The sequence below is a fragment of the Anaerobacillus sp. 63XJN7_5_ISO-PGPR-S23-430 genome, assembly GCF_056173695.1.
Genome location: NZ_CM149686.1, coordinates 1,259,372 through 1,284,623 on the forward strand (window position 1 = coordinate 1,259,372; position 25,252 = coordinate 1,284,623).

The following is a 25,252-nucleotide window of genomic DNA, read 5'->3' on the forward strand; positions in this document are numbered from 1 at the left end:
GTTACTGACGTGATAATGGAGGGAAGACAATGGCAATTATACAATTTCCAAATGATATGAAGTGGGGCGCGGCAACCGCAGCCTATCAAATCGAAGGGGCCGTAGATGAAGGTGGACGTGGCCAATCGATTTGGGACACCTTTTCGCATACGCCTGGAAATGTGAAGAACGGAGATAATGGAGATGTCGCTTGTGATAGCTATCACCGTTATGAAGAAGATATTGCATTGATGAAGGAGCTAGGCATTGAAATGTATCGCTTCTCCGTCTCCTGGCCGCGTATTTTTCCGAATGGCACAGGGAAGGTCAATGAAGAAGGTCTTCAGTATTACCATCGTTTTGTTGACGCCCTACTCGATCATGGCATTGAACCTATGTGTACACTTTATCACTGGGATTTGCCGCAGGTCCTTCAGGACAAGGGTGGATGGGCAAGCAGAGAAACGACGGATGCGTTTGCTGATTATGCCGAGCTTATGTTTAACGAATTTAATGGGAAAATAAAGCACTGGATTACGATCAATGAACCATGGTGCGTGTCTTTCCTATCAAACTTCATCGGCGTTCACGCACCAGGCAATCAGGATCTCCAGCTTGCGACTACTATTTCACATCATCTTCTATTAGCGCACGGCAAAGCGGTTACGAGATTCAGAGAGTTAGAAATGGAAGGTAACATCGGGTATGCCCCAAACCTCGAATGGAATGAGCCTTTTAGTAATAAGCAGGAGGACATTGACGCCTGCAATCGTGGGATGGGCTGGTTTATCGAATGGTTCTTTGATCCAGTCTTTAAAGGACGGTACCCGGAATTTATGCTGAATTGGTTTGAGAAAAAAGGCGTTTCCCTTACGCTTGAAGATGGCGACCTTGACGTTATTAGTCAGCCTATCGACTTTGTTGGGATCAATTACTACACAGGCAGCGTCGGAAGGTATAAAGAAAACGAGGATTTATTTGATTTAGAGAAAATCGATATCGGCTATAATAAAACGGATATTGGCTGGAACGTATACGGAGAAGGATTCTATAAGGTCCTTAGCAAATTAAAGGATCAATATGGTGATGTCCCGATCTACATTACCGAAAACGGTGCCTGCTATAACGACGGCGTTGAAGATGGTCAAGTTAAAGATGAGCGTCGGATACAGTATTTAAAGCAGCATCTTACTTCGTTAAGTCGAAGTATAGAAGCAGGCGTGAACATTAAAGGCTACTTAACATGGTCTTTGCTTGATAACTTCGAGTGGGCAGAAGGCTATGATAAACGCTTCGGACTCGTCCACGTTAATTTCCGTACGCTAGAAAGAACGAAGAAGGATAGCTATTATTGGTACAAGCAGACGATCGATAATGGTTGGTTTGATATGGAGTAGGATTGTTCCCCTCACCGTGTGGCGGTGGGGGATTTTGATTTACCGTAGAGTCTCATACTCTATATTAGTCGAATGATGGAAAAAAAGAGGAGGACCCTTAAGAGAAATCGAAATAGCAAGACGGAGGGATTGTATATGAACTATGCCGTATCGGTAACAGATACAACAAAAACAAATGAGATTGAAAAGAGCGGACTACAGCTATTAGCATTTCTTGATACATATGAGAGTGCGCTGCAAGAAATTACGACCGTTGAGGAGCCGCCAAGAGGGATTGTTTTCCACGATTTAGAATCAGCCACAAAGCTGTATTCGACGATTCCATTGCCCGCCTACACTTCGAGAGACTTGATCCACTTAACCCCATTACGAGACACGTGGAAGGATATTTATCTATCCACGGTAAAAGATGTGAAAGAGGCAGCGGATTATTATGAAAACCTTGAAATGGTCGATGTAGCAGAGCTTGTTGCCCATGAATTCACGCACCACGCTGACTTCTTCCATTCAGAATTCGATGATTGGGAAGAAGAGAATGCGAATGATATGTGGTTCGAAGAAGGGATTTGCTTCTACTTACCTCGAAAACTCTTAATGTCAGAAGAGCGATTTGAAAAACTGATGAAGGTGGAGCGATTGTTAATTGACGCTCATAAAGAAAAGTATGGGGAATACACGCTAGACGCATTTGGAGAAGCGGGCTATCGAGGTGGAGACGACTTCTCTTATTCGGCTGCGTTTTATGATTATTGGAGAAGTACGAATACAGTTGCTGAGCTAATTGATAGCTACTGCGAAGGCAATGTACGTGAGCTTATTCGCTTGTATCGCAAGTGGGTAGAAGGCGGAGAAAAAGGCCGCCTTCAGGATTACTTTATTAATAGGTTTGGACTATCGGATGAAGTAGCAAGAGGGCTTTGGTTGAGGTGAAGTAGCAGTTTGGTTCGACATGTTATGACATAAAGCGGGTGGTGCCTGGCACCATCCGCTTTTCTCTTATAGTGCTTCACGTATAACTTTTTTATAGTAAACGACTGATAGCCCGCCGAAGATTGAATAAAGCAACGTATAAATTCCCATAACGATCAGCATTGGCGTATACAATTCGGTTCCAAAGAAGAACCAGCCGGAACGAACGGCAAAGTAGCCGTGAAGAAGTCCAACAACAAGGGGGATGCCGAAGTTAACAAGCTGCTTGCCGCGGATGCCACGTGAGAGATCTGCTTGTGTGAAACCGAGTTTTCTGAGAACAGTATAATTCGGACGTTCTTCTTCTCCTTCATTCATTTGTTTAAAGTAGAGGATACATCCTGACGTGATCAGGAAGGTAAGTCCTAGAAATCCGACGATAAACATGATAAGACCCATGTTTTCCTTTTGCTCTTGAAAGGATTGATATTGAGAGCTGTTCCCCTGGTCCTGTTCGAAGGAAAGTGACTGAAATAGCTCAGTTGCTTCTGGTAACGTTGACTGATTTACAAGGTTATATCCAAAATAGGTTAAAGGCTCATCTTGTATTTCTTCATCCATATCTTTTTGAAGAGAAGCAAAGGTCGTTTCATCCACTACAACCGTAGGTAGACCACCATCAGAATAAGAATACGGGAGGATATAGTCACTTTTCAATCCAAGATAATCTTGAGCTATTACTTTCTCTTTTCCTTTAATTTGAATGACGCCAGCGTTATCAAAACGAATGACGGATTCAAGAATTTTGCTAAATCCGGTAAAAACCGCTTCATTAGAAGACACATCTATTTCTTCAAGTGTTTGATCACTAATGACAGGTAACACCATTTCGGAGGCATCAAAAGCCGTCCCGGACTGTTGTTTAGTAAGGATTTCTTCTGTCAAAACGGTCGCTTGAAGAACTTCCATTTCTTTGGTCGTGAAATCATAGCCTCTAGCCTTCAATTCCTTTTCAAATATAGCCGCATTTTGTTCCTCGGCAAGGGAGAAATGGTCCGGAATGTTTTGTTTCGATGTTTTTTCTGCGGAGTAATACGAAATATAGCTAAGTGAAGAAAGAGCGATCGCGAGTGCTGATACAGTTGTAATAATTGTAAGCAGAAGCGAGTTGGATTTCATTCGAAACATAATTGATGATAGAGAAAGTACATCATTAATGTTCAGATAGCCTTCTTTACGCTTCCGAATTAGGTTGGCGACGAATCGAATGGATCCTTTGTAGAAAAGGTATGTTCCCAAAATAACAGAGCCAAGTATAAAGGCCATCGCAAAGAGAAGTTCGTTCATGGCTGAAAAATCGCCATCAAACAGCCTGCTCGATACGTAATAACCTGCAATAATTAGAATGAGTCCAAGCACACCCATGATGATTTCTCGAATGGAAATGTTCTTTATCCGTTCTTCAGATTTAGAGGTCACGTGGAACAGAGAGAGAATACTTTGTGCTTTAATAAAGATCCAGTTCGTTAGCAAAATGATACCGAAAATGGCGAAGAAAACAATCACTGTTTGCAGCAGGGCAGCAGAGGAAAAGTTCAGACTTGCCACTCCATCAATGCCAGTAGCTTTGAAGAGGATCATTTGGATCAGCTTGGAAAATGCAAATCCGACAAAAATACCTAAACTCATAGAGCCAATATAAATAAGTAAATTTTCTACGGTTAAGATTCGGAAGATGCGACCTTTTGTCATGCCAATTAATTGAAAGAGTCCGATTTCTTTTCCGCGTTGTTTAATAAAAATGCTGTTTGCGTATATGAGAAAAACGGTTACGATCACGACAAGCATGATTGAAGCCGCTCGGATGGCGGCTGTCATTTTAGCTGAAGTTTCCATGTTGTCGACACCCGGGTCATATTGAAGAGTGACGAAGGAAAAGTAGAGTCCGACACTAAAGATTAGGGCAAAGACGTACAAATAATAGTTTTTCATGTTCTTCTTTAAGTTCTTCCGAATTATGTGATTAATGCTCATACTGCACACCACCGAGCACGCCTTGAGTCTTCATGATGTCTTTTAGAAACGATTGGCGTGATTCCGTCCCTTTATTGAGCTGTGTATAGATGCGGCCGTCGCGTATAAAGATGACGCGACTGCTGTAGCTAGCTGCAACGGGATCATGCGTAACCATTGCAATCGTGGCTTCGCGCGTTTCGTTTAAGTCGCTTAGCTTATTCAGAAGATCGGAAGCTGACTTTGAATCGAGTGCTCCAGTAGGCTCGTCAGCAAAGATAATGCTTGGATTATGAACGAACGCTCGAGCGGCAGAAGTACGCTGCTTTTGTCCTCCTGATAGTTCATTTGGGTATTTATCCTGGAGATCATGAATGCCAAGCTCACCTGCAAGAGCCTCAAAAGCTGCAGTAGCCTCTTGTTTGGAAACTTTTGCAATCGATAGGGGAAGCAGGACGTTCTCTTTCACAGTTAACGTATCGAGGAGATTGTATTCTTGAAAAATAAAGCCAAGATGTCGTTTTCGAAATTCAGCGAGCTGCTTTTCTTTTTGCTTTGTCATTTCCTGGCCTTCAATTTTAATTGAGCCACCACTTACCCGATCGATTGAAGAGAGTACGTTTAATAGCGTCGTTTTTCCAGATCCTGATGCCCCCATGATACTTATAAATTCCCCACGTTCGATCGAAACGTCGATACCCATTAATACTTCTTGCTTCAAAAACTTATTTCCATAGCTTTTTTGAATTTTACTTGCTTCAAGTACGGTGGTCATCCAATTCCTCCAATGTTTAAGTGATAGTTTCATTATAAAAAGGAGGCGCAATTCTTTCCCTCGATTCGCCGAACAATAAGAGAAGGCATGTGACATTGTTGTCACATGCCTCGAATTTGTTCAAAGTCATTAAGTTCCGGAAAGGTAAGAGTGAAAGCTGTACCGCTCCCGGGCTCTGAATCGACCTCGATGGTAATCTTCAGATAGTCTGCAGCTTTTTTTACGAGATAAAGGCCTATTCCAGATGCTGCTGAATCATCATGATTGGAAGTCGACGTAAATCCTTTCTCAAAAATGCGAGGAAGATCACGATTCATAATCCCGCGTCCCTTGTCCTCAATGGTAAGGAAAGGTTTTTTTCCATTCCTGCCGCTTGTGATACGGATGTCACTGTTTTCGCTGTACTTAACAGCGTTTGTCAGTAGTTGACGAAGCATAAAGGAGAGCCACTTGGTGTCGCTAAGTATTTCACTGACAGGCAAGTCAAGATCGAAGCCGATTCGTCGCTGTTTGCACCATGTACGTAGTGGAGAAATTTCGTTGACCAGAATCTTTTGGAGGTCAACCCATTCGATATACAGATCATTTTCAATCGCTGGCATCCGCTTCTGGTGAAGCTGCTGATCAAGAAGAAAGTGGATGCGAAGCCATTCATATGTAAGCTGCTCATTTAGCTCTCGATCTTGGACGCGTTCAATCAGCAAATGAAGAGCTGTAAGCGGCGTTTTCACTTCATGAATCCAGGCGACAAGATCATCTTTCTCTACTTCGAGCTGGTGTTTCATATGATTGCTTTCGTTTCTAAGCTGCTCGATTTGATCTGTCGTGACATGCTCTACCACTTTTTCAAAAGGGGTGGTGGCCTGTGGAATACTTGTTAGATCATGGTTGTTATCCCGGTCTTCCAGCTCTTTGTAGAATTTCGTTTCCTTCACGAAACGTAATAGTAGAAAAAGAAAGAAGAGGAGAAGGGTTAAAAAGACAGCATATAGAACGGACGTGAACGGGATCGTCGGATCAATTAAGGTAATGAAAAGAAAAGCCCCTTCTATGAAAAGAAAGAAAGCAATCCAGCTACGGCGTTCCTTTAAAAACATCCATATCATGGCGTTTCTATGGCCATATAGCCCTGTCCTACTTTTGTTTGAATGGCGTCACCAAAATCGATCTCCGCTAATTTTTTCCTAAGTCGGTTTACGTTTACCGTGAGCGTATTGTCACTAACGAAACGCTGATCGTCCCAAAGACGATTAATAAGCTCATCTCGGGTAACAATCTTGTTTTTACGTTCAATAAGCATAAGGAGAATGATCATTTCATTTTTGGTTAGCTCAATAGCACTTTCATCAAACGTCACCCGATTGCGCTCCGAATCAATGGTGGTACCGTTCCAGGTTTTAAGTGTATTCGTCTCAGTATTGTAATTGTATACGCGCCTGAGTATAGCCTGAATTTTTGCAACAAGGACATCAAAGTGGAAAGGCTTTTGGATAAAGTCATCTGCCCCAAGGTTCATCGACATGACCATATCAGTTGGATGATCGCGAGAAGAGAGGAAGATGATCGGAACATTTGAATGATCACGAATCATTCTGCACCAGTGAAAGCCGTCAAACTTTGGGAGTTGTATATCAATAATTGTTAGGTCAGGTTTCACTGTAGAAAATTCTTGCATCACCTCACTAAAATCGCTAATGCCATAGACCTCATATGACCATTGCTCGAGGCGCTCTTTGATTTCGTGGAATAGGGATGTATCATCTTCAATTAATAGAATCTTAAACATTGAATCACCACACTTTGCTTCGTCATCTATGTCGATTATAGCAAATAAATGGTAAATAAAAATAATAGAAATGAAAATGATCGATTCGACAAAAAAGAACAAAAACCGGGTGGTGACAGGCACTCACGACTAGCGTATCCTTAAAAAGCATGAAAATAGGAATTGGGGGAGTACGATGAGTTGGTTCAATCGAAATAAGAATGACATTAAGTGGACAGAGCTTGATGAAGAAACACGTGAAGAGATGCTGGTATTTACGGGTAAAAGGGATAAAATTTATAAAAAGAAGTGGGAAAAGTTATCGACTAAGAAGTCACCTATTTCGTGGAACTGGGCAGCATTTTTCTTAAGCTTGTTTTGGTTTACATACCGTAAAATGAACGTATTTGGATACTTGTTCCTCGGTATTATCGTCATAGTGGACGTTTTATCGATTGTGTTTTTTAAGAAAGCACTACCCGGTTCAACGATAGCGCCTGCTTATATTGTTTTGGCTCTGTTTGGAAATAAGCTCTATTTTGATTTTGCGTTAAGCAAAGTAAAGAAGCTGAAAGACCTTTATCCCGATCGTGATGAGCGTCTTGCCGTGATTAAAAAGCGTGGAGGCGTGAGCTGGTTATATGCGCTTCTATTTGTGGTCGTCATGATGATCTGCGGTTTTGGAAGTGCGGCTCTAGAAGAGGAAGTTTACTATTCCTACATGGAACCTAAATTTACAGAAGCTGCTGAGTTACAGGATTCAGGTAAATTAGATGAAGCGATGGGCATTTACAATGACATCGAAAATGACAACTTACCTGTGCCATCTATTCACTTTAACAAGGCGCTTCTATATGAAGAGCAAGGAGAATTTGAAAAAGCGTTAAGTGAGATGAATACATACATTGGATTAGAACCTGAGGATGAAGAAGCAATGGAAATTAAAGAAGAGATTGAGGCGAAAATGGAATAGAGGGAAGAGAGATGGGGTCAGGTGCGTACCTGACCCCCTTCGCGTACATTTGTTTTTTTATTTACATATTTCTCCTCTTTTAATCAATAATAAGAAAAAACCGGATGATTAAAGGAGTGGGTAATATGGAGGAAGTAAACCAGCAAGTGTTACGAGAAGCCCATCAGGCATGCGGAGATATTGAAACCATTCGTCAGCAGTTGATAGATGCGAGGCAAAGGGGAGATTTGAATTTAGCTCAACAGGTTGAGCGAGAGTTAATTCGTGCCGAGCAAGTCGCCAGAGAGTGCCAAAGGAAGCTTCAACAAACTACAGCAGGAAGTCTTGAGGGCGAGCAAATTCTTCAGCAAATCACTCATGACTTAACGACGTGTGGTCAAACATTGCGTCAACAATAAGAAATTGAATCCATACAAAGGGGCTGACATTCATATGTCAGCCCCTTTGTAATTTTAAAAGGTGTGAAGCAGGACAGCAAAATAAATCTACGGACGCTGCTCTAAATCTTTCGCCGTCTGACTCATCTGTACATCCTTTTCCTTTTTGAACGTGCCAAACAGCACATCGACAAACGGAGTAGAAACACCGTACCAATAATTTTCGTTTTTATAATGATGTAATATGTGCGTTTTCTTGATCCACTGCCCAAACCTTGTTTTGGGCTTAAACGGTCGATGGGCAATGTAATGTTTCCATTCGTAGACGAAGAACATAGCGAGCAATCCTGTGCTAAAGGAAAGTGAGAGCAGTAGAGATCCAGACAGGACATAGAAGATCAAACAAAGGAGCAGCAAATTCGGAAAGCTATACCAGATCGGTAGAAATAATAATTTGAGATCATTCGGCATTTTGTGATGGTCGTAGTGCAACCGTTTAATAAGCTTAAGAAGTAATGGATTGTTAGGTGTATTAATGTGAAACAAAAAGCGGTGTGTGAGGTATTCACTAAACATATAGGTGACAATCCCAATGATTATAAACACTGGGACAAGGTGAGAGAGGGTCATTGTCAGTAAGAAGCCAAGAACGATGAGAAATAGGATAAACATGATCAAGATATCAAGGTGGAAGAAAAAATCACGATACAATCCTTTTGCTTTCAAGTTATATGCCCCCGTTCATTTTCGTTTTCCAGAGTTCCAGGCTCGTAGACATCATCTCTTTCGTCAGAGACTCTGCGTGATCAAGATCTCCTTTTAACGTAGCTTCGAGAAACTGCTCATAATAGTGCTTTGATGCTTGACGATGAGAAGGGTCTAGAAAGTACTTTTCAGCCATTTTGCCATAGATGTCTTGAAAACTATTAAGGATTAGAAGAAAGATGGGATTATGTGAGAGCTCAGCAATGTTTTTCTGTAGACTCCAATCAAAATTAGCGTATGATTTCGGATCGTCTGTTAGCTCTTCAAGTGGGATGAAAAGCGAAATGATTTGGAGTCTGTGATGAAGAAGAGCATCCCGGACATAAGCAGGTGTTAACGTAATACGTAGCTCGAGCATGTAAACGATAAACTCATCAGGTATATCTTCGTGGTGCTGGAGGATGTTCACGATCGTCATTAAATGGCCATGCTTCCAGTAATCATTTACAATCGCTGGCGCACCTTTACGAATCGTAATCCACCCGTCTCGCTCTAGTCTCTGTAAGGCTTCACGAATGGTAGGGCGACCTACTTGATAGTGAGAGGCAAGTTCTCGTTCAGGAGGGAGCGGATCGTTTGTCGCCCATTCTTGTTCTAAAATAGAGTGTATGAGCTGTTTAGTGATTTTTTCGGACGATCGTTCTTTCATTGAGTGTGATCTGAGTATTGCGGAACGAAAAAGCCACTTGTGCGAAGTTTTGAGCCATCAATTGCGGAGAATGGAGCCAGTGAATGCATAGAAGAGAGCCACCGGGTAAATTTCACTAGTGACTCTCTGCTTTAATATGGTCAACGAGGAGCGACTAAACTATGCCTTTCACGCATTGATATGTGGCCATCGATTAGTATTTTATAAGAGTCATGGACAATCCGGTCAAGAATCGCATCAGCTACCTGGGCTTGTCCGAGTTTGGAATGCCACCCTTCGGGTGAGAACTGGGAACAAAAGATGGTAGAAGTCCGCTTGAGCCTCGCGTCGATAATTTCTAAAACGTGGAGTACTTGATCTTGAGACAGCTCACTCAGGAGCCATTCATCCAATATCAATAAATCAATCGATCTGTACTTTTTAATCAGTTTGCGAAAACTTCCATCTGCCTCATGTTTGGCAACTGCGAGTTCATCCAATAATTCGGGCAATCGGATATATTTCACCTTGTAGAACTGCCGGCAGGCCTGAATGCCGAAAGCATTTGATATCCATGTCTTTCCATTGCCTGAAGCGCCCATAAGGATAATATTATGATGCTTCTGAAGATAGGTGCCGGACGCCAGCTCTAAAATTAACTGCTTATCCAACTTACGGTCAGCGTGATACTCGATCAGTTCAACGGCTGCGCTCGAGTCATCAAATGTGGCTTGTTTAATCAATCGGTCTAACTTATTCGACCTTCTGCGATCATATTCCGTATCCACCAATAGGTTAAAACGATCATCAAAATCCATGCCTTGGAAGTCTTTATTTTCATTCTGTAGTTGATATAAGTCCGCCATTCCACTCATCTTCATGTCCATTAACTTTCGTAAGGTTTCTTGGTTGATCATTTTTTATCCCTCCCAAAATAGGTAGCGCCTCTGGTAAAACCATAGTCCTCTGTCTGCGGTTCCCCAACTAGCTGTTTGTTCGCTTGCTTTTTCTTCTGCCTCTCCAAGATGCTTTTAAGAACGGCAACGGTGGGATGGGAGGATATCTCCAGTAAGGTCTTGGTCGCTTCCTCAAGCTCTGATTCCGTTCTTTTAGAGGCTGTACTTCTCAATCCGTTCAATATATTCAAAGCTTTCTTTTCAACATTTGTTTTCAAGATATGTTCAACCAGACGTTGCGTATTCGGTCCGACAGTCCTCGCCCATTTACGGTTGTTTTCTGGATTGTGATCGAGATAAAGCCGATGGTGGTCTGGCATGTGATCCGGATTTGTGGCATACGAATCTTCTGATTTTTGTTTACGTGGATGGGATGCAATCCGCACATCTTTAAAGTACAATTCAATTACATCCGCAGTGATTCGGACATCGACATCCTCGCGGACGTATTCATAGGGGACGGAATAGAACTTATAGTCCACTTGAACGTGGTAGTTCGGTTGAACTTTGGCAGTTGCCCATTCCGTCATCTTGAACCGTGTTGGAGGTAGAGGATGAAGGTGGCTCTTCTCCTCTTCTTCAAACACTTTGAACCTAGAACCCTCGCGCTTTTGGAAATTCATCGTATTGATTTCTTCCAGCTTTTCAAAGATTCGTGCATTCAAATCCTCGAGATGAAAACACTGATAGTTTCGTAATGATGCAATGATCTGCCTTGATATGTATCCGACAGTTCCTTCTACACTCGCTTTGTCTTTCGGCTTTCTGACGCGACTGGGCACCACAACCGCCCGGTAGTAATCGGCTAATTCCCGGTAAGCTTCATTGATCATTGGGTCGCCCCGGTGGGGCTTAGTCACGCCCGTCTTCAAATTATCAGGTACCAATGCCTCGGTAACGCCTCCAAAATATTCGAATGCATGAATATGTGCACGCAGCCAGGAAGTTGATTTCATATCAAGAAATGCCTCTACATAACTCAACTGACTGTAGGGAAGAGTGGCAATGAACACATACGCTGGTATAACCTCTCCGGTCGAATTATCCATGATTTTAAGCGTCGTTCCTGCCCAGTCCACCTCTAAAATCTCGCCTGGCTTTCTTCTAATTGGCATGGTCAGCTTATGCTTCTTTGCGAAGTTCCCATATTTTTCAGCGAATGTCCGATAGGCATATGGGACTTTTCCATCTTCTCTAGCTGCACTTGCATATTCGTTGTGCAGAAGCGTCAGGGTGACATTTTTCTTTTGTAGTTCTTTGTGAACCCACTCAAAATCAACGGGGCAGTATCCCTTTTCAATTGCTTGTTTCTCCGGGAACAAGTAAGTCCCAAGCCACTGATTATTCATGGAATCCTCTAACCCCCTTAACCCTCTTTCCTTAGCCCGCTGGACAACTTCAGCGATTGTATTTCGCGAGTGGCCGGTACTGGAACTGATCGTCCTCTGGCTTATGCCATCGAACTCCATCCCCAGAATCTTCCGATAATTAACCATAAAAAAATCCTCCTTCTACACAAGTGTCATGCTTTATAGGCATGTCCCTTAAGTATACCGGAGGTATATTGTGAAAATATGTTTTTGTGGCACTCTACTCCGCAAATGGTGGCTCTATCTTCCGCAATCGGTGGTTTAATTTTGCGCATAAGTGGCTCATTCACCATGCAATATTCAGTGATCACCTCAATTCTGGTAAGACCAGAGTTTTTGTTGGTAATACCATTATAGTATAAAGAGTGGAAGATGGGTGGTATTTGTTTGAAGATTCTTTCTTTTGAAGAGGTGGGAGCGGGAAGGAATTAAAAGTTAGCAATAAAAACACTCTGCAGATGAGGCTTTTGCAGAGTGTTTATGTTCTGGGATATAAAGAATAGAGATCTCCTACGGAAAAAATAATTTAATATAACAAAAAATTAAACAACCACTTATTTATCATTAGGGAATTTTAATACGATTGTTTTTTTACTTTATTTACGTTCCTCTAGAAACTGAAGAACCTCATCTATGTTTGTGGAATACAAAAGAGTATATTCAAAGTCAAACATAGTTAGTTGATTTACTACTAGATATTCATCCGCCGGTATTGCGTTAATAAACCTCTTCCACTTATATTTCTTTTCCATCTTCAATATTTCTTGATCGATTCGCTCCTGATCTATTTTTAATACAGCGAAACTTTCAGTAACGATTTTTTTGTTTGGAAATTTCCTTTCCAAAATCTCAATAAATTTGGGTATGAGATTAGCGTCAGTTACAACATCCACATTACCAACTAGATCAATTTTATCAAACATTTCATCATGGAATCGATCGTCATTGCAAGTAGGATTAGTAAAAATAGCTACACAAAAACGATCTTTTTTTCCTTTTGGTTTATTAGATACCATGGGTTTTCTCCTTGTTAACTTTTGGTGGTACTTTAACTCTTTCCATTACACTAAGAATCTCCTGTAGTAGATTTGTTCCTGAAGATTGTTTTGCCTCAAGCCACTCACATCCATCTTGATTAATCATTTTTAGGGTCCAGTTATATGAAGGAGAAGAGAGGACGTGTACACCCTCAATATTCCATACATCATCTTGTTTATAATATATGATCAAGCGATTAGAGTAATGATAGCGTTGAATAGCGCGTTTGAATTGAGCAAGTAGCATGCTGTTTTTATTCAATTGGTTATTTTGTATAACTTCATCAACATTATGTATCCTTCGCTTTATTATATACTGATTATAATCAATTGGATCCAAGAGGAGTTCTTGGTTAAGTCTATCTGGTAAATGTTCTAAGCCCATTAACATACGAGGCACTATAACTTGTCTCCATGTAACGTCTGGAGATGAATGAACGTATACTTGAAATTTGCAGTTATCGAGTTTTTTACACTCAATAATATGATCATCACCGAAATAGAATAAGCTCTGTCCTTTTAGGTCAGTTGTGATTTCTACAATGAGATTTGTTTTTGCCAAGACCCACATGGCTTGGATAAATGATTCTTCAAATTTCAATTCTTCATCTGTATAATTCACAAGATTTTTGGCATAAAGCTTTTTAAATGTCTCTTCCCAAGCATGCTTCATTTCATTGGGATTATCAAAAGGTGAAGAGATGCCAATTAAGACTTTTCCTCCAAGAAATTTTACTATTAAATAGATTTCTTTTTTGGATAGGGTCCATGTTTTCATAGCTTATCTCCTTTTAGTATATAAAGTCCTTACCTCATGTTCTTAATATAATTTTCCCTTTCACTTTTCGAAAGATTAAAGTCCGGACGTAATTTTTTAACAGTATCATAATTCTGCTTGATGAAAATATATTTCTGGATCCATGTTGATAAGAACGATGTTAACACTGTAAATATTGCTAATATTAATATAAGTACTATCAGTTGAAGAGAATCAGTGACAAACGAAGACATTAACAACTGTGCAATGATATACCCGAAGCTGGACATAACTACGATAGGTGCAACATTAATTTTAATTCCTTGTTTTTGATTTTTTTGGAAAGTCCGTTTCTTTAACATCTTCCTATAATAAATGTGAAAGAATAATAGCAACGAAATAATAGCTACAAGCCCAATATAAAAGTAGTAGTTTTGTTTTACACCAATATTAAAGAATAGGAACTTTTGAATAACTAGAAAGTAAATATAGGTTGTTACTAATCCAAGAACGCCAAAAAATAAGTAGAAAGCATGTTCAAATTTATAGGGAGCAATAAAGCAGACAAGTCCCCAAAGGTTAATTGCTATGATAGGAATAATGCCAGCCCAAAATAATTGGATAGAAAAAGGAGCACTTATCAAGGGGATAATCCCCATAATATCTAAGTAAATAAACAAGAACCCAAAAATATAATGCCGATTATTTTTGGGTAGTTGTAGTTTACTAATATAGGAAAATGTGAACTCGTCGATGTCTTTACTTTTTTTCAAATGTCGTCACCTCATTTGTTATAGATTAAAATTTGATTAATCAAACCAAGGCACAATAGAATTAATACCTTCTCCAATATCATCTAATAATGCAGTTGTACCTTTCTTAATAGCATCACCGATGGAGTCCAATTCTCCATCATTATCAACATCCATGAATTTAAGATCACTCAAAGCAGTAGTAATGAAGATTCCTGCTAACGCACCAGCTAATGCTCCGACTGCAAGTCCAACTGGACCTCCAATAACGCCTCCCGCAAGAGCACCAGCATATGCTGAAGCTACTATTGATGACCCAGCAATTACAACATCCCCTGCTACATTGCCGGCGATTTCGCTGGCTGTTTTTTCTTGTTGAATGCCATGAATAATATCACCAGTTACAGTGGCTGCTACTCCCACAACACCAATTCTATTTCCTGCCCATTTAAAGGATGCTTTAATGTTTGTCATAGGATCAACTAACTTATAAAGTTTTGGATAATTGGTAGCGTTAGTACCAGAATAAGTTTTCTTATTGAATCCCATTAATTCAGGATTCGTCACATGAATTCTTGTTTTAGTAGCACCTTGGGCAGTTAGGTAGAATTCCCTTTTAACCCCAAAGCCTTTAAAATTTTTATTAATACTCTTTGCGGTAGTGTAACCGGTAGCGGTCGCTACACCAAGATTCGTAGCCGCATTAATAGAATTCTCTCGCCAAGATTCAAAATTTAAACCTAGAGTAGGAGAAGGGTCCCAATTCATCTCGTTGTTGAAATCGGAAATACCTACACCATCTGATATGACTCTAGGGTGTTTCGTAATAGAAGAAAAAGCATCGGTAGATATAATTGGTTTTTCGGAAATTTGATTATAATCATTATTCGATTGATATGTATCAACTGATAATTGTCCACTTTCAAAAAGTTCGTGGATTTGATTAATATATTTATTCATTAACTGGATATCTTGATCAACTTTATCTAGAGAGATCCATTGATTTTGGTCAAATTGAAATAACTTTTCTACTGTTTCATCTTTATGTTGCTTTGCCGATCTAAGTTGTTGATGGAATCTATTATCATCTAAAGGTGGTATTGAGATGATGTCATTTACACTATGAATCGTTTGATTTGCATCATTGGTAATATCGATTACCGTATCTTTTGCATATGTTAATCCAGTCTCTAAATCTTGTCCTAGAAAGCTTTCTCTTATTAATCCATTCGAAGATGGTTCGTAAGATTCCATCTCATTCTTTAAATCGTCCAAAGTTGATTCATATGTTTCTATTACCTGGTTATAAAATTCTAGAAATGAATGGTGTGCATCGTTATAGAAAGCTCTTATTGATTGGCCTCCTTTTCCTTTGAAGGACGCTTCAGTAGAAATAAAGTCTTGAATAGCAGATTGGATATTACTTATTTGATCTTTTTGCTGTTTAAGACCTCCTTTTATTTCAATTAGTCCATTTTCAATTGATTTGACATCCAGGGTCTTCATTATAGCATTCATCTCCTAACGTAATTGGATAGAGGAGGAGAGCTTTTTGTCGGCGTTCTCTAATTGTTGAACCGAATCTCGTACGGTCTGGTTGTTCTCGGCGAGAATTTGTTTGTAGGCATTTCCGACCTCTGTTAGCATGTGATTTAACTCATTTAATCGGTTTACGACGTCTAGCGTATTCCCTTCTCCGGTGTTCTTTGGTAGCTCTGCGTTAAAGGAGTTCAAGCTCTTCTCAATGCGACTGATCGATTGTTCGACTTCACTGAACTTTACAAGCAATTCGTTACTCAATTTGCATTTCTCCTTTCCCTCGCTTCTTCTTCTAAACGATGTTTTTCTTGGATTATGTTTAATTCCAATGCTTGTATTTCACGACGAAGGTAATCTGCTTTATTTTCCATTGTCGTAAGTGCGAAGTTTAACTGATTGATCGATAAATCTTGATAAGCCATCTTCATATCTTCGCGTATATTTTGGAACGAGTTCGCTAATTCCCCGGCCCATGTAGCGGGGGAGAGCTCAGGTTGATCGACAAGCTGTTTATTTTGGAGAAATTCACTCTGTAACCCATCTAGCTTCGTTAAACTAGCTTGAAGGCGGATGAGCTGAGCTCGTTTTTCCGCTACTTCAGTTTGTAAATAAGATAAATAGGACATTTGCGCTATCCCCTTTGTATGGTTGATAAGAAAAATCATACTCAAGCAGTAGTATATGGTACCAAATGGAAGGGTTCTGGTAAATAGGTTGTTCTACCTGTTCGTGAGACTGACGTACGGGGTACTTGTACCTATACCCGTTTTCTGATTCTTAGTAACCATATTTTTGTAAAAATGGTAATAGTGTTAATCGGTGGTTTTTATAGCTTCATAGAGTTTACGTAGCCTTCACTAACAGGTTTAATTATGAAAAGGAGTTAGATGTTAAATGGTTAGGGTGTTCGTTTATCGGGAAAGTACGGAGTAGACTCTGTTAAAGAATGTTCATACTTTTGCCATAACAAAAACGAGATTGGCGCTGTTATACTTAGGATAGAAGTCATGAATCAGTTCACCTAGAAAAGGAAAGAAGGAAAAATGATGAGCACAGAATCTGAATCTAAACTATTGTTTTCATTGAGCATTGTGCAGTTTATCCTATCTGCGTTAATACTTTTACTTCCGATTATGTATCTGATTACTCCTGAAGAGGAGAATTTACTACTATACGGCATTATGGGATTTGGCGTAATTAATTTACTTGCTGGTATTTCGAAACGTATCAAAGGGGAGCACCGTTCTGGTATGTTTTACTCCATCGCGGGAGTTGTGCTGTTTGCGATTGGTGTAAGCATGTTGATGTTTTAATAGATTCTTATAGTAGACAGACCTATTCTCATGTGAGAGTAGGTCTGTTTTTGTATGGAGTAGGGAGAACGTTTGGCTGCATCTCTTCATTAAGCGCAGGTGATTCGACAGGAAGTTACATAAAGCGGGTGGTGACAGGCACTCGTGGGTCTTATCTACTAAAAAAAGTATTTGAATATTTCGGAATATTATCTATAATCAAGGTAAAGGGTGGAAATATTTACAAGGGTATACAAGGGCGATTTGAAGGCATGTATTTCTTGCTTTTGAGGAGGTGATGAGAAAAGTGAATGGATACATAAAAGCCCCAGAATGTTTTGTCTTGGTGGACACATTCTGGGGCAGTTGTTGGCGTGCAAACCAACATTGATTTTAGTATACCCTGTATTCAAGCAGAGGGGAACCGTAATGGTGAATGCGAATGAATCTTATACCCGATTTAAAGGGACGGAAGGGAAAAGTAGGCATGGTCAATAACGAAGTAGAAATCTTAAATGACTATGAAATTAGTAAAACGACCAGGGCGATTGTAGTGGCGAAAGAGGTTGGGTTTAGTTCGAGAATTTATGATCGATGCGGTATCTATTTATCAACAACATCTCCAGTAGATTTAATTAGGCAGGCTTGTCTTGAAGCTGGGGTTACGTATGAAGGGCGAAGAAAGGCGGTTATCTATCATTTGAAGTACGAACAGCAGACGCCCATCATCGTTTCCAATTGGAATGCGATTTCGGTTTTTCCAACAGAGTCACCTGAAAGCATCGATTGCTGCTGGGTATTTTACCAGCATGTTAGAGATGTGTATGCGATCACGAAGAGTACTACAATGATTTTGTTTCAGGATGGTTTTGAGCTCCTGGTTCCTGTCTCAAAGGGCAGACTACAAAAGCAAATGGAGCGAATGGGGCGCTGGATTAGTCATTATTCGAATAATCCTGTTTATTGTTGAGAGCGTTGGAGGGGTCAGGCACGCGCCTGACCCCTTCCAGAGAAAAAGGTGGCAGTGGATGGTTTTGATCAGGATGGTTTGCTTGATGTGTTTCCTGGAGGAGGTTGTGATCCTTTATGGATCGCAGTGATGAGAGTTAATCAGGAACGCCTTGATGAAGATATAAAGAAAATGGTGAGAACGATGCGTTGGAAGTATTTCTTCAAAGGTATTCCTGAGGAAGAGTATGAAAAAGTGGAGGATTATGTTCACTTTGATTCGAAAGAGGCTGTCCTTCAATCAAGGAATCTATCAGAAGTGAGAGCTTTTCTGCAGAAAAAAATGAGATAGAAGCACGCGCCAACTCCATTACCAATTACTTGAAGGATTGAAACAAGTAAAACGAGAAGTAGTTAGTGTGATAGACCATGGTGTTGGAGGTGGAGGTAGATGGAAGATGCAGTGTTCTGGATTATGATCGGCGGTGGTTTACTGTCCCTCATTGCCTGGGGATGGTATTATGCGTCACTCGGAAAACGAATTGCGAGGGAAGAAGAAAAGGCAGGACGAGATCTCACGTATGAAATCAATCCGTTTACGGGCAGTTCGCACGGTGTTGATTCGAAAAAGAAGCAGAATCGTAAATAAGGTGATACTCTGCTAAGCGTTTGGAGATATGTTAATGAAGAAGGAACGTAACTCTGCTAAGATGTATTATCTAGCTTTTGGGATCATAGGGCCAGTCTTGATTGCGGTGGTATTTTTGCGTATGCATGTAATGTTTGATAATCAATCTGGAGCTTTTGGTTTGATGATAAGCTTTTTCTTAATCCTCACCTATATTGAATTCCTGGAAAAGAAGGCGGGGTTAAGTAGGAAATACAGGTGGACGAGAGCGATAGGATCGATGGTGTTATTTACTTGTCTCACCATCTATATTTACCTGCAATAGACGGAGGGAGTGAAAAGCTGCGTTGAAGCGCAGCTTTTTTTCTGTCGATTATTTTCATGTGGAAAGGGTGAACGGGGAGTGGATTTGAAGCTCATATTGGAACAATTGGATGTAAACGATAGGCAAGTAGATCTTGATGACCTTATTAAAAATATGCTTCAACAAATCGGTAGTACAGATCCAGTTTTAAGAGATGAACTCATTTATACGACGTTTGGCAAACTGGTTATGATGGATTTCTTAAATGAAGAACAATTGACTCATCTATTGAACGTTTGTCTTGATCAAGATCACCTTTTTTATCAAATGGGAGAGCGAGGGACAGACTCGGTTTTCACACGTTCTTTTTCGGTTCTGGTAGTTGCACTTGTAGTCGAAAAAGATCGCTCCAATCGTTTCTTGAAGAAAGAACAAACCGAAGCTTCGATAGAAGGAATTATACGTTATTTACAAGAAGAGCAGGATACGCGCGGGTTTGTAGCATCAAAGGGATGGGCGCATAGTATCGCTCACGGAGCTGATGCTCTTGCGGAAGTGATCAGACACCCGCTTTTTGATAGGAAGAAAACGGGTGAATGTCTTGATGCGATTCAAGAGTGTCTTTTCAAGGAAGGTACATATGTGGACGATGAGGACGAACGGCTTTTGTTTGCGATCGAGGCGCTTTTGGAGAAAGGAATGAAGGAGGAGGAGCTGAGTAATTGGGTGACGTCACTTAGTGACAATCTTGAAGCCCATTTTGAAGTGGAAAGGTATAGTGTGGAATTCTTTCATAAGAAGGGGAACGTCCTAAGTTTTCTGAAAAGCTGTTATTTTAGGCTGTTGATCAGGGATACGTGTTCTGATGCGAGGCGTGTAATTGAAGACGTCGTGGAGAAATGGACGAGGAAGATTTATTTAGGGGATTGAGTGAGGTGCATAAGCAGCGGTGTTACAACGATCTAAGCGTTATGGAATAAACCCTTAGAAAGGAGTAGTTTCAGTGCCAAAATCATTACCAGGAAAGCTAGCTTTGTTTGTACTGGGTGTATTTGTTATTCAGATCGTAGTTTTTGTAGGTATGCTTTATAACAATAATGGATTTGGAGCGTTTGTGAAGTTTATTCAATTTGCTCCGATCACAGCTTTGTTAGGGATTGTTTTTGGAGTGATGGGTTTTATTAAGGAAGGTAGGAATGAACGAGGTATTCCGCTTGTTGCCATTGGAATTGGTAGTCTCTTTCTTCTGTTCTGCATCTTTTTCTTATCATTTTGGTCATTTGGTGGGTGAGAGGATAGTAATCGTTGCTGCACAGTCCTTCCTTCATCAAAATGAAAAGAGTCTTCTTTTTAATTTATTGGGATGATAGAATTCGTTTTTTTTATATGAATCAACACTTGGGGGTAAAAGAATGATGGGAATCGGATTAACTATAGTCATGTTTATTGTCAGTCTGTTTATTCTATATGTCGTAATCGAATCAGCCGTTAGAAGAGGGATTAATAGTTCCGTTATTGGTAAGTATCTCGAGGAAAAGCATGGTTTGAAAGAAGAGCATAAACCTTCTTTTTTAGATCATGATCTGGATAGTGATGAGTGAGAGTTCGTTCAGAAAGTAGAAGTCAGCAAACAATAACACACAGGAAAAGGAGATGTTTCTCTCGATGAGAAACATCTCCTTTCTCCTTAATGCTTAAATTTCAATAATCTAAGTGCATTTAAAATAACGATTAAGGCTGCGCCGGTATCGCTTAATACAGCGATCCAAAGTGTGAGCCAGCCCGGGAAGATGAGGGCAAGCGCGATCACTTTAATAATGATCGAGAACCAGATGTTTTGTTTAATAATTCTTAATGCTTTTTGGCTTAACTTCATTGTATGTGGAAGTTGATCAAGGTTATCGGCCATAAGAATAATATCGGCTGTCTCCATCGCTGTGTCAGTTCCAGCGCCACCCATCGCAATGCCTAGGTCGGCAGTTGCAAGTGCAGGAGCGTCATTGATGCCATCTCCAACCATAGCTACCTTGTACCCTTCTTGTTGTAGCTTCTTAATGGCGGTTACTTTATCTTCAGGAAATAGCTCCGCAAAATAACGATTCACCTTTGCTTCTGAAGCAATTGTTTTGGCCGTTCCTTCATTATCTCCTGTTAGCATGACCGTTTGTTTGATGCCGCTTTGTTGTAATGAGTCTAAAGCCACGGCAGATGTATTTCGTATTGTATCAGAGACGGCAATCGTCCCAAGAATTCCTTGCTGTGTTCCGATAATGACGACGGTTTTACCGTTACGCTGCATTTCTTGTACATCTTTTTCTATTATTGTTAAAGGAACAGATAGTTCATCGAATAATTTTGGATTCCCAGCGTAATAGATCGTGCCATTAATTGTGGCTTGAACGCCTTTTCCGACGATAGTTCGAAACAGCTCACCATGCTGTGGTTGTAAGCCTTTATTGTTTGCATAGTTTACAATCGTTTTTGCAATCGGGTGAGTGGAATGGTTTTCTAATGTTAAGGCGATGGATAGTAATTCTTGTTCTGATCCGTTTGACGCCTTAATGTCGGAGACTTTCGGTTTACCTTCTGTTAATGTTCCTGTTTTATCAAATGCAATAGCGGTGATCGCACCTGCTTTTTCTAAAAACGTACCGCCTTTAATTAATACGCCATTCTTAGCAGCATTTCCAATTGCTGACACGATCGCAACAGGTGTTGAAATAACGAGTGCACATGGACAAGCGATAACTAGTAATTCAAGCCCTCGATAAAACCACTCTCCCCATGTTCCGATGCTGAGTAATGGTGGTAAAACCATTACGACTAAGGCGAGCACGAACACGATCGGTGTATAAATCGCTGCGAATTTATCGATAAAGGCTTCCGTGGGCGCTTTCTGTTCCTGTGCTTCTTCAACGAGATGAATAATTTTGGCGATCGTCGTATCGTCAGCTAACTTTGTAACTTTAATCTCAAGAGAGCCGTGTTCATTCATGGATCCAGCATAGACGGTATCGCCGATTCCTTTATCAACAGGAATTGATTCACCTGTAATCGGAGCCTGATTAACGCTTGATTCTCCTTGAATGATTTCCCCGTCCAATGGTAGTTTATCACCTGGTTTAACGACGATAGTTTCACCAACAGTAATACGCTCTACAGGTTTCTTCACCATTTCTGAACCAGCTTTAACCCAGGCTTCTGGAGGAGCTAGATCCATCAAGTTACGAATCGAATTTCTTGTTTGTTCAATGGATTTTGTTTGCAGGTAGTTTCCGATAGCAAACAGCCAAACCACGACAGCCCCTTCAAGCCATTCTCCGATTAACGCAGCGCCAATCGCAGCGGCAGACATGAGAACGTTCATGTCGAGTGAACGACTTTTAATTGCAAAGAAGGCACTTCTAACAGGTTTAATACCACTGATCACAATCGCAATGGTGTATAGAATGGTTGAAACGATTGAAGGGATGATCGTAAAAGAATTTATGAGCCCTAGTGCTATTAAACTACCAGAAACGATCATTGAAGCATTTTCATTATTCTTCTTAGTATGTGTTGATTTTTTAGTATCTGGAACCGCTTTGAATCCAATTTTGGAAACTTCTTTCATAATGCTTTCCTCTTGAGTAGAAGCGTCAATTTTCATTTTCCCCGTGGAAAAATTAACGCTCACTTCTTTAACGGTTGGCAAGGTGTTAAGGTGATTTTCGATACTTTTGGCACAGCTGCCGCAGTCCATTCCTTCAATATGAAAAGTTCTATAATCCTTTTTCTGATTGATCGGTTCAACGGAATACCCGAGTTTTTTGATCTCTGCCTCAACCTGAGTAAAGGCATCTACAGAACTTGCGGCTACTTGCAGTTTTGCTGTACTGTAATTGACCTTTACCTCAGTTAAATTCTTTAATTTACTTAACGTTTTTTCAATGGTTTTTGCACATGCAGGGCAATCCATTCCATGAACTTGATAAGTCTTTTTCTCCTCAGAAGTATCGGTGGAATGAGCGTCTGTTTTCTCTAGATTCTGTTGTTCGCTACTGCAACAGCTTGTTTTTTCTGACTTGGTGTCTTCAGTTACATCAGTGTTACTACTGGAACACTGATCCGCTTCTTGCTTGTATTCATTTTGAAGAGCAGAACTGCAGCAGCTTGCTTTTTCGATAGAAGAATCACTGCTACATTCGTTTTTTTCTTCATTTTTATTGTTACAACATTTATCTGCCAAAGAAAGTCCTCCTAATCAACGTGACGTTCACAGCAAGCTACATCATTTTCAACATCATCTAGTATGAGATCGAACATCGTGAGTAGATCTCGAATTTGTTGGTTTCTTAAACTGTAGTAGCAATACTTTCCTTCATTTCGACCTACTATAATCCCGCAACCTTTCAAACAAGCAAGATGCTGTGAAATATTTGACTGGTTTCCATTTACTTCTTGAACAATCTCAGAAACGGTTTTTTCAACATCCTTTATGCTCTCAAGAATTTGAATTCGTGTTTTATTAGAAAACCCGTGAATTAGCTTTACTTTCATATCAATATCAACAGTTTGCATATGTGCCCTCCTGACATATTAGTAAAAACGAATATGTATGTTCTCTATCATATTAGCAATCTCTAATGTGTGTGTCAAACTAGTGTGAATTTTTTCGAAGTTAGACAGTGAAGGTGCAATAGGTGATATCTATATGAAATAAGAGATTGAGATATTTGTATGATTTTGGAATAATTAAAAATGGAAGTCATTGCGAGGTAAAATGACATTTCATAAAAAGATGATAGTGTGAAGGAGTCATATGACCGATGAGGTTGCTTACATCAAAAAAGGTGGCAGAGTTTGAACTTATTCAACAGGCTTTAATCAATGAAGGCTTATCAAAGTTATCAGATGACGCAAGAATCAAGAGGTTAGGAGAAGGTGCCTGGCACTGTGCGTATTTGCTTGAGCGGGAGCGGCTTGTTCTTCGCATACCGAAGAAAATAGCTTACGAGCGAGAGGTGATTTTCAATCGTAAGGAGTTAATAGCGGAGTATGCTGCGACAAAAGCTTTTTACGCGCACGCCAATAAAGCAAAGAACGACATTTGCCCTAACTATTTTAAGTACAGCGTTAATGAAGAATTAACGTACACGCTTGAAACTTATGTAGGAAAATCAATTGATCTTAGCACTCAGACGATAGAAGATGGGAAAAGATATGGAAGAGAGCTAGGAGAGGTCTATCTTGCTCTTGAATCGTTTACTCCACCATTTAAGGGGATTGGATATTTGTATCTTGACGAAAAAGAAGAATTAATAGGCGCGTATGATCTAACTGTAAGTGAATTTCTACTTGAAGAAACAGAAGAGTATCGGGAAGAGTTACATACGCTGCTTGTAAGTCCATACAATTTTGATAAAGAGAAAGTGAAGGAGTTTGGGGAATCGTTTATTTCTAATCGCTCGATTGATCGCGAATCTATTATTCTCACAAATCAAGATGCTTCACCAGAGAATCTCATTTTCACGAAAAGTGGCGTTAAAATGATCGATCCTTATCCTCTTCTAGCTACTGGAACGTCACTTGCAGCTAATTATGTTTTCAACTATGAGACGTTATTTCCTACGTTTTATAACACAGAAAGGTATCGGAAAGGGAATTACCATCAATATGTTTCAAAGCTAATTGCGAATGCAGAAGGGTTTAGGGAAGGGTATATCAGTCGCTTGGAGCAGAAGCATGAAGCCCTACATGTTGAGGTGTTTTTAAAACTTCTGACGATGGCGCATGATCATTTTCTTTTGCTGCAGAAAGAATCTCTCACTTGTGAAGAAGTAATCCGTTATGGGACGAAGGGGCAAGTGGAAGAACGTTTCATGGTTTATTTGAAGGAGCTTGAGAAATATCCATACTTATAGGTGAGTTATTAAAAAGAGTTCGGACGATTCATCGGATGAACCGTCTGAACTCTTTGATAGAGTGGTTATTTCGATTTCTCTTCGTTCTCATCCATGTTCCATGAATATCCCGATTTTCCCATATAGTAGAGAAAACCAGCAGACGATAGGATCGTTAGAATCGCAATGATTAGTCCGATGAAGAG

General features: G+C 40.2%; 28 protein-coding genes. 13 read left to right on the forward strand and 15 right to left on the reverse strand.

Annotated elements, in window-relative coordinates; translation table 11 throughout:
• Window positions 1-29: 29 nt before the first annotated feature.
• On the forward strand, window positions 30-1,376 hold the full coding sequence (locus tag AC0VYJ_RS06890; RefSeq protein WP_475366956.1) for a GH1 family beta-glucosidase: 1,347 nt from the start codon (window positions 30-32) through the stop codon (window positions 1,374-1,376).
• Window positions 1,377-1,511: 135 nt separating this feature from the next.
• Window positions 1,512-2,306, forward strand: coding sequence for a hypothetical protein (locus AC0VYJ_RS06895; protein ID WP_475366957.1), 795 nt, complete (start codon window positions 1,512-1,514; stop codon window positions 2,304-2,306).
• A 66-nt stretch (window positions 2,307-2,372) separates the two neighbouring features.
• Here the strand turns inward: AC0VYJ_RS06895 and AC0VYJ_RS06900 are convergent, their stop codons facing one another.
• The 4 genes from AC0VYJ_RS06900 to AC0VYJ_RS06915 all read right to left on the reverse strand — a co-directional run bounded on the left by AC0VYJ_RS06900 (window position 2,373) and on the right by AC0VYJ_RS06915 (window position 6,859).
• Window positions 2,373-4,319, reverse strand: coding sequence for an FtsX-like permease family protein (locus tag AC0VYJ_RS06900; RefSeq protein ID WP_475366958.1), 1,947 nt, complete (start codon window positions 4,317-4,319; stop codon window positions 2,373-2,375).
• Window positions 4,309-5,073: an ABC transporter ATP-binding protein gene (locus AC0VYJ_RS06905; protein ID WP_475366959.1), complete on the reverse strand. Its 765-nt coding sequence runs from the start codon at window positions 5,071-5,073 to the stop codon at window positions 4,309-4,311. The genes AC0VYJ_RS06900 and AC0VYJ_RS06905 overlap by 11 nt, the downstream gene beginning before the upstream one ends.
• Window positions 5,074-5,174: 101 nt before the next feature.
• A complete protein-coding gene (locus tag AC0VYJ_RS06910; RefSeq protein ID WP_475366960.1) occupies window positions 5,175-6,179 on the reverse strand; it encodes an ATP-binding protein in 1,005 nt (334 codons plus the stop codon).
• On the reverse strand, window positions 6,176-6,859 hold the full coding sequence (locus tag AC0VYJ_RS06915; protein WP_475366961.1) for a response regulator: 684 nt from the start codon (window positions 6,857-6,859) through the stop codon (window positions 6,176-6,178). Before AC0VYJ_RS06915 ends, AC0VYJ_RS06910 begins: the two co-directional genes overlap by 4 nt.
• A 175-nt stretch (window positions 6,860-7,034) precedes the next feature.
• Between AC0VYJ_RS06915 and AC0VYJ_RS06920 the strand changes: the two genes are divergently transcribed.
• Both AC0VYJ_RS06920 and AC0VYJ_RS06925 read left to right on the forward strand, forming a co-directional pair.
• The gene (locus AC0VYJ_RS06920) at window positions 7,035-7,811 is read left to right on the forward strand and encodes a DUF2628 domain-containing protein (RefSeq protein WP_475366962.1); all 777 of its coding nucleotides are present in this window, start codon (window positions 7,035-7,037) and stop codon (window positions 7,809-7,811) included.
• A 125-nt stretch (window positions 7,812-7,936) separates the two neighbouring features.
• On the forward strand, window positions 7,937-8,209 hold the full coding sequence (locus AC0VYJ_RS06925) for a hypothetical protein (RefSeq protein ID WP_475366963.1): 273 nt from the start codon (window positions 7,937-7,939) through the stop codon (window positions 8,207-8,209).
• A gap of 87 nt (window positions 8,210-8,296) precedes the next feature.
• Here the strand turns inward: AC0VYJ_RS06925 and AC0VYJ_RS06930 are convergent, their stop codons facing one another.
• The 9 genes from AC0VYJ_RS06930 to AC0VYJ_RS06970 form a co-directional block, all read right to left on the reverse strand.
• Entirely contained in the window at window positions 8,297-8,914 is a 618-nt protein-coding gene (locus AC0VYJ_RS06930) for a sterol desaturase family protein (protein WP_475366964.1), read from the reverse strand.
• Window position 8,915: 1 nt separating this feature from the next.
• Window positions 8,916-9,602 (reverse strand): GntR family transcriptional regulator, encoded by a 687-nt coding sequence (locus tag AC0VYJ_RS06935; RefSeq protein WP_475366965.1) that lies wholly within the window; start codon window positions 9,600-9,602, stop codon window positions 8,916-8,918.
• 140 nt (window positions 9,603-9,742) lie between these two features.
• Window positions 9,743-10,498 (reverse strand): IS21-like element helper ATPase IstB, encoded by a 756-nt coding sequence (gene istB, locus AC0VYJ_RS06940; RefSeq protein ID WP_475365776.1) that lies wholly within the window; start codon window positions 10,496-10,498, stop codon window positions 9,743-9,745.
• The gene (istA, locus tag AC0VYJ_RS06945) at window positions 10,495-12,033 is read right to left on the reverse strand and encodes an IS21 family transposase (RefSeq protein WP_475365777.1); all 1,539 of its coding nucleotides are present in this window, start codon (window positions 12,031-12,033) and stop codon (window positions 10,495-10,497) included. The genes istB and istA overlap by 4 nt, the downstream gene beginning before the upstream one ends.
• 470 nt (window positions 12,034-12,503) lie before the next feature.
• A complete protein-coding gene (locus AC0VYJ_RS06950) occupies window positions 12,504-12,923 on the reverse strand; it encodes a hypothetical protein (RefSeq protein ID WP_194220872.1) in 420 nt (139 codons plus the stop codon).
• On the reverse strand, window positions 12,913-13,722 hold the full coding sequence (locus AC0VYJ_RS06955; RefSeq protein ID WP_475366966.1) for a hypothetical protein: 810 nt from the start codon (window positions 13,720-13,722) through the stop codon (window positions 12,913-12,915). Before AC0VYJ_RS06955 ends, AC0VYJ_RS06950 begins: the two co-directional genes overlap by 11 nt.
• Before the next feature lie 788 nt (window positions 13,723-14,510).
• Window positions 14,511-15,959, reverse strand: coding sequence for a T7SS effector LXG polymorphic toxin (locus AC0VYJ_RS06960; protein WP_475366967.1), 1,449 nt, complete (start codon window positions 15,957-15,959; stop codon window positions 14,511-14,513).
• 15 nt (window positions 15,960-15,974) lie between these two features.
• Window positions 15,975-16,253 carry a DUF5344 family protein gene (locus AC0VYJ_RS06965; protein WP_475366968.1) on the reverse strand — a complete coding sequence of 93 codons (279 nt, stop codon included), beginning with the start codon at window positions 16,251-16,253 and terminating at the stop codon, window positions 15,975-15,977.
• A complete protein-coding gene (locus AC0VYJ_RS06970) occupies window positions 16,250-16,618 on the reverse strand; it encodes a YwqH-like family protein (protein WP_475366969.1) in 369 nt (122 codons plus the stop codon). Before AC0VYJ_RS06970 ends, AC0VYJ_RS06965 begins: the two co-directional genes overlap by 4 nt.
• 420 nt (window positions 16,619-17,038) lie before the next feature.
• On the opposite strand from AC0VYJ_RS06970, the gene AC0VYJ_RS06975 reads away from it, so the two are divergent.
• From AC0VYJ_RS06975 to AC0VYJ_RS07010, 8 genes are all read left to right on the forward strand, one after another.
• Window positions 17,039-17,305, forward strand: coding sequence for a hypothetical protein (locus tag AC0VYJ_RS06975; protein ID WP_194220877.1), 267 nt, complete (start codon window positions 17,039-17,041; stop codon window positions 17,303-17,305).
• Window positions 17,306-17,720: 415 nt separating this feature from the next.
• On the forward strand, window positions 17,721-18,254 hold the full coding sequence (locus AC0VYJ_RS06980; RefSeq protein WP_475366970.1) for a competence protein ComK: 534 nt from the start codon (window positions 17,721-17,723) through the stop codon (window positions 18,252-18,254).
• A 48-nt stretch (window positions 18,255-18,302) separates the two neighbouring features.
• Window positions 18,303-18,584 carry a hypothetical protein gene (locus AC0VYJ_RS06985; RefSeq protein ID WP_430241215.1) on the forward strand — a complete coding sequence of 94 codons (282 nt, stop codon included), beginning with the start codon at window positions 18,303-18,305 and terminating at the stop codon, window positions 18,582-18,584.
• Between the two features lie 99 nt (window positions 18,585-18,683).
• Complete coding sequence (locus tag AC0VYJ_RS06990; protein WP_475366971.1) at window positions 18,684-18,881, forward strand: hypothetical protein; 198 nt, start codon at window positions 18,684-18,686, stop codon at window positions 18,879-18,881.
• Between the two features lie 34 nt (window positions 18,882-18,915).
• On the forward strand, window positions 18,916-19,185 hold the full coding sequence (locus AC0VYJ_RS06995) for a hypothetical protein (protein WP_475366972.1): 270 nt from the start codon (window positions 18,916-18,918) through the stop codon (window positions 19,183-19,185).
• 78 nt (window positions 19,186-19,263) lie between these two features.
• Complete coding sequence (locus AC0VYJ_RS07000; RefSeq protein WP_475366973.1) at window positions 19,264-20,094, forward strand: DUF2785 domain-containing protein; 831 nt, start codon at window positions 19,264-19,266, stop codon at window positions 20,092-20,094.
• A gap of 73 nt (window positions 20,095-20,167) precedes the next feature.
• A complete protein-coding gene (locus AC0VYJ_RS07005) occupies window positions 20,168-20,455 on the forward strand; it encodes a hypothetical protein (protein ID WP_475366974.1) in 288 nt (95 codons plus the stop codon).
• A gap of 121 nt (window positions 20,456-20,576) precedes the next feature.
• Entirely contained in the window at window positions 20,577-20,765 is a 189-nt protein-coding gene (locus AC0VYJ_RS07010; protein ID WP_475366975.1) for a hypothetical protein, read from the forward strand.
• 86 nt (window positions 20,766-20,851) lie between these two features.
• On the opposite strand, the gene AC0VYJ_RS07015 is transcribed toward AC0VYJ_RS07010, so the two are convergent.
• Window positions 20,852-23,329 carry a heavy metal translocating P-type ATPase gene (locus AC0VYJ_RS07015; protein ID WP_475367471.1) on the reverse strand — a complete coding sequence of 826 codons (2,478 nt, stop codon included), beginning with the start codon at window positions 23,327-23,329 and terminating at the stop codon, window positions 20,852-20,854.
• Between the two features lie 74 nt (window positions 23,330-23,403).
• Entirely contained in the window at window positions 23,404-23,724 is a 321-nt protein-coding gene (locus AC0VYJ_RS07020; RefSeq protein ID WP_283152558.1) for an ArsR/SmtB family transcription factor, read from the reverse strand.
• Between the two features lie 248 nt (window positions 23,725-23,972).
• Between AC0VYJ_RS07020 and AC0VYJ_RS07025 the strand changes: the two genes are divergently transcribed.
• Window positions 23,973-25,067, forward strand: coding sequence for a hypothetical protein (locus tag AC0VYJ_RS07025; protein ID WP_475366976.1), 1,095 nt, complete (start codon window positions 23,973-23,975; stop codon window positions 25,065-25,067).
• The last annotated feature ends 185 nt before the right edge of the window (window positions 25,068-25,252 follow it).

What these genes read in the sequence shown, in the direction of transcription:
- istA (WP_475365777.1), bottom strand. Translation starts at nt 12,033, where the DNA reads ATGGTTAATTATCGGAAGATTCTGGGGATGGAGTTCGATGGCATAAGC.
- AC0VYJ_RS06995 (WP_475366972.1), top strand. Translation starts at nt 18,916, where the DNA reads ATGAAGAAGGAACGTAACTCTGCTAAGATGTATTATCTAGCTTTTGGG.
- AC0VYJ_RS06980 (WP_475366970.1), top strand. Translation starts at nt 17,721, where the DNA reads ATGCGAATGAATCTTATACCCGATTTAAAGGGACGGAAGGGAAAAGTA.
- AC0VYJ_RS06900 (WP_475366958.1), bottom strand. Translation starts at nt 4,319, where the DNA reads ATGAGCATTAATCACATAATTCGGAAGAACTTAAAGAAGAACATGAAA.
- AC0VYJ_RS06905 (WP_475366959.1), bottom strand. Translation starts at nt 5,073, where the DNA reads ATGACCACCGTACTTGAAGCAAGTAAAATTCAAAAAAGCTATGGAAAT.
- AC0VYJ_RS06990 (WP_475366971.1), top strand. Translation starts at nt 18,684, where the DNA reads ATGGAAGATGCAGTGTTCTGGATTATGATCGGCGGTGGTTTACTGTCC.
- AC0VYJ_RS06915 (WP_475366961.1), bottom strand. Translation starts at nt 6,859, where the DNA reads ATGTTTAAGATTCTATTAATTGAAGATGATACATCCCTATTCCACGAA.
- AC0VYJ_RS06895 (WP_475366957.1), top strand. Translation starts at nt 1,512, where the DNA reads ATGAACTATGCCGTATCGGTAACAGATACAACAAAAACAAATGAGATT.
- AC0VYJ_RS06970 (WP_475366969.1), bottom strand. Translation starts at nt 16,618, where the DNA reads ATGTCCTATTTATCTTATTTACAAACTGAAGTAGCGGAAAAACGAGCT.
- AC0VYJ_RS06910 (WP_475366960.1), bottom strand. Translation starts at nt 6,179, where the DNA reads ATGATATGGATGTTTTTAAAGGAACGCCGTAGCTGGATTGCTTTCTTT.
- istB (WP_475365776.1), bottom strand. Translation starts at nt 10,498, where the DNA reads ATGATCAACCAAGAAACCTTACGAAAGTTAATGGACATGAAGATGAGT.
- AC0VYJ_RS06950 (WP_194220872.1), bottom strand. Translation starts at nt 12,923, where the DNA reads ATGGTATCTAATAAACCAAAAGGAAAAAAAGATCGTTTTTGTGTAGCT.
- AC0VYJ_RS07025 (WP_475366976.1), top strand. Translation starts at nt 23,973, where the DNA reads ATGAGGTTGCTTACATCAAAAAAGGTGGCAGAGTTTGAACTTATTCAA.
- AC0VYJ_RS06935 (WP_475366965.1), bottom strand. Translation starts at nt 9,602, where the DNA reads ATGAAAGAACGATCGTCCGAAAAAATCACTAAACAGCTCATACACTCT.
- AC0VYJ_RS06920 (WP_475366962.1), top strand. Translation starts at nt 7,035, where the DNA reads ATGAGTTGGTTCAATCGAAATAAGAATGACATTAAGTGGACAGAGCTT.
- AC0VYJ_RS07020 (WP_283152558.1), bottom strand. Translation starts at nt 23,724, where the DNA reads ATGCAAACTGTTGATATTGATATGAAAGTAAAGCTAATTCACGGGTTT.
- AC0VYJ_RS07010 (WP_475366975.1), top strand. Translation starts at nt 20,577, where the DNA reads ATGATGGGAATCGGATTAACTATAGTCATGTTTATTGTCAGTCTGTTT.
- AC0VYJ_RS06955 (WP_475366966.1), bottom strand. Translation starts at nt 13,722, where the DNA reads ATGAAAACATGGACCCTATCCAAAAAAGAAATCTATTTAATAGTAAAA.
- AC0VYJ_RS06925 (WP_475366963.1), top strand. Translation starts at nt 7,937, where the DNA reads ATGGAGGAAGTAAACCAGCAAGTGTTACGAGAAGCCCATCAGGCATGC.
- AC0VYJ_RS06975 (WP_194220877.1), top strand. Translation starts at nt 17,039, where the DNA reads ATGAGCACAGAATCTGAATCTAAACTATTGTTTTCATTGAGCATTGTG.
- AC0VYJ_RS06960 (WP_475366967.1), bottom strand. Translation starts at nt 15,959, where the DNA reads ATGAAGACCCTGGATGTCAAATCAATTGAAAATGGACTAATTGAAATA.
- AC0VYJ_RS06890 (WP_475366956.1), top strand. Translation starts at nt 30, where the DNA reads ATGGCAATTATACAATTTCCAAATGATATGAAGTGGGGCGCGGCAACC.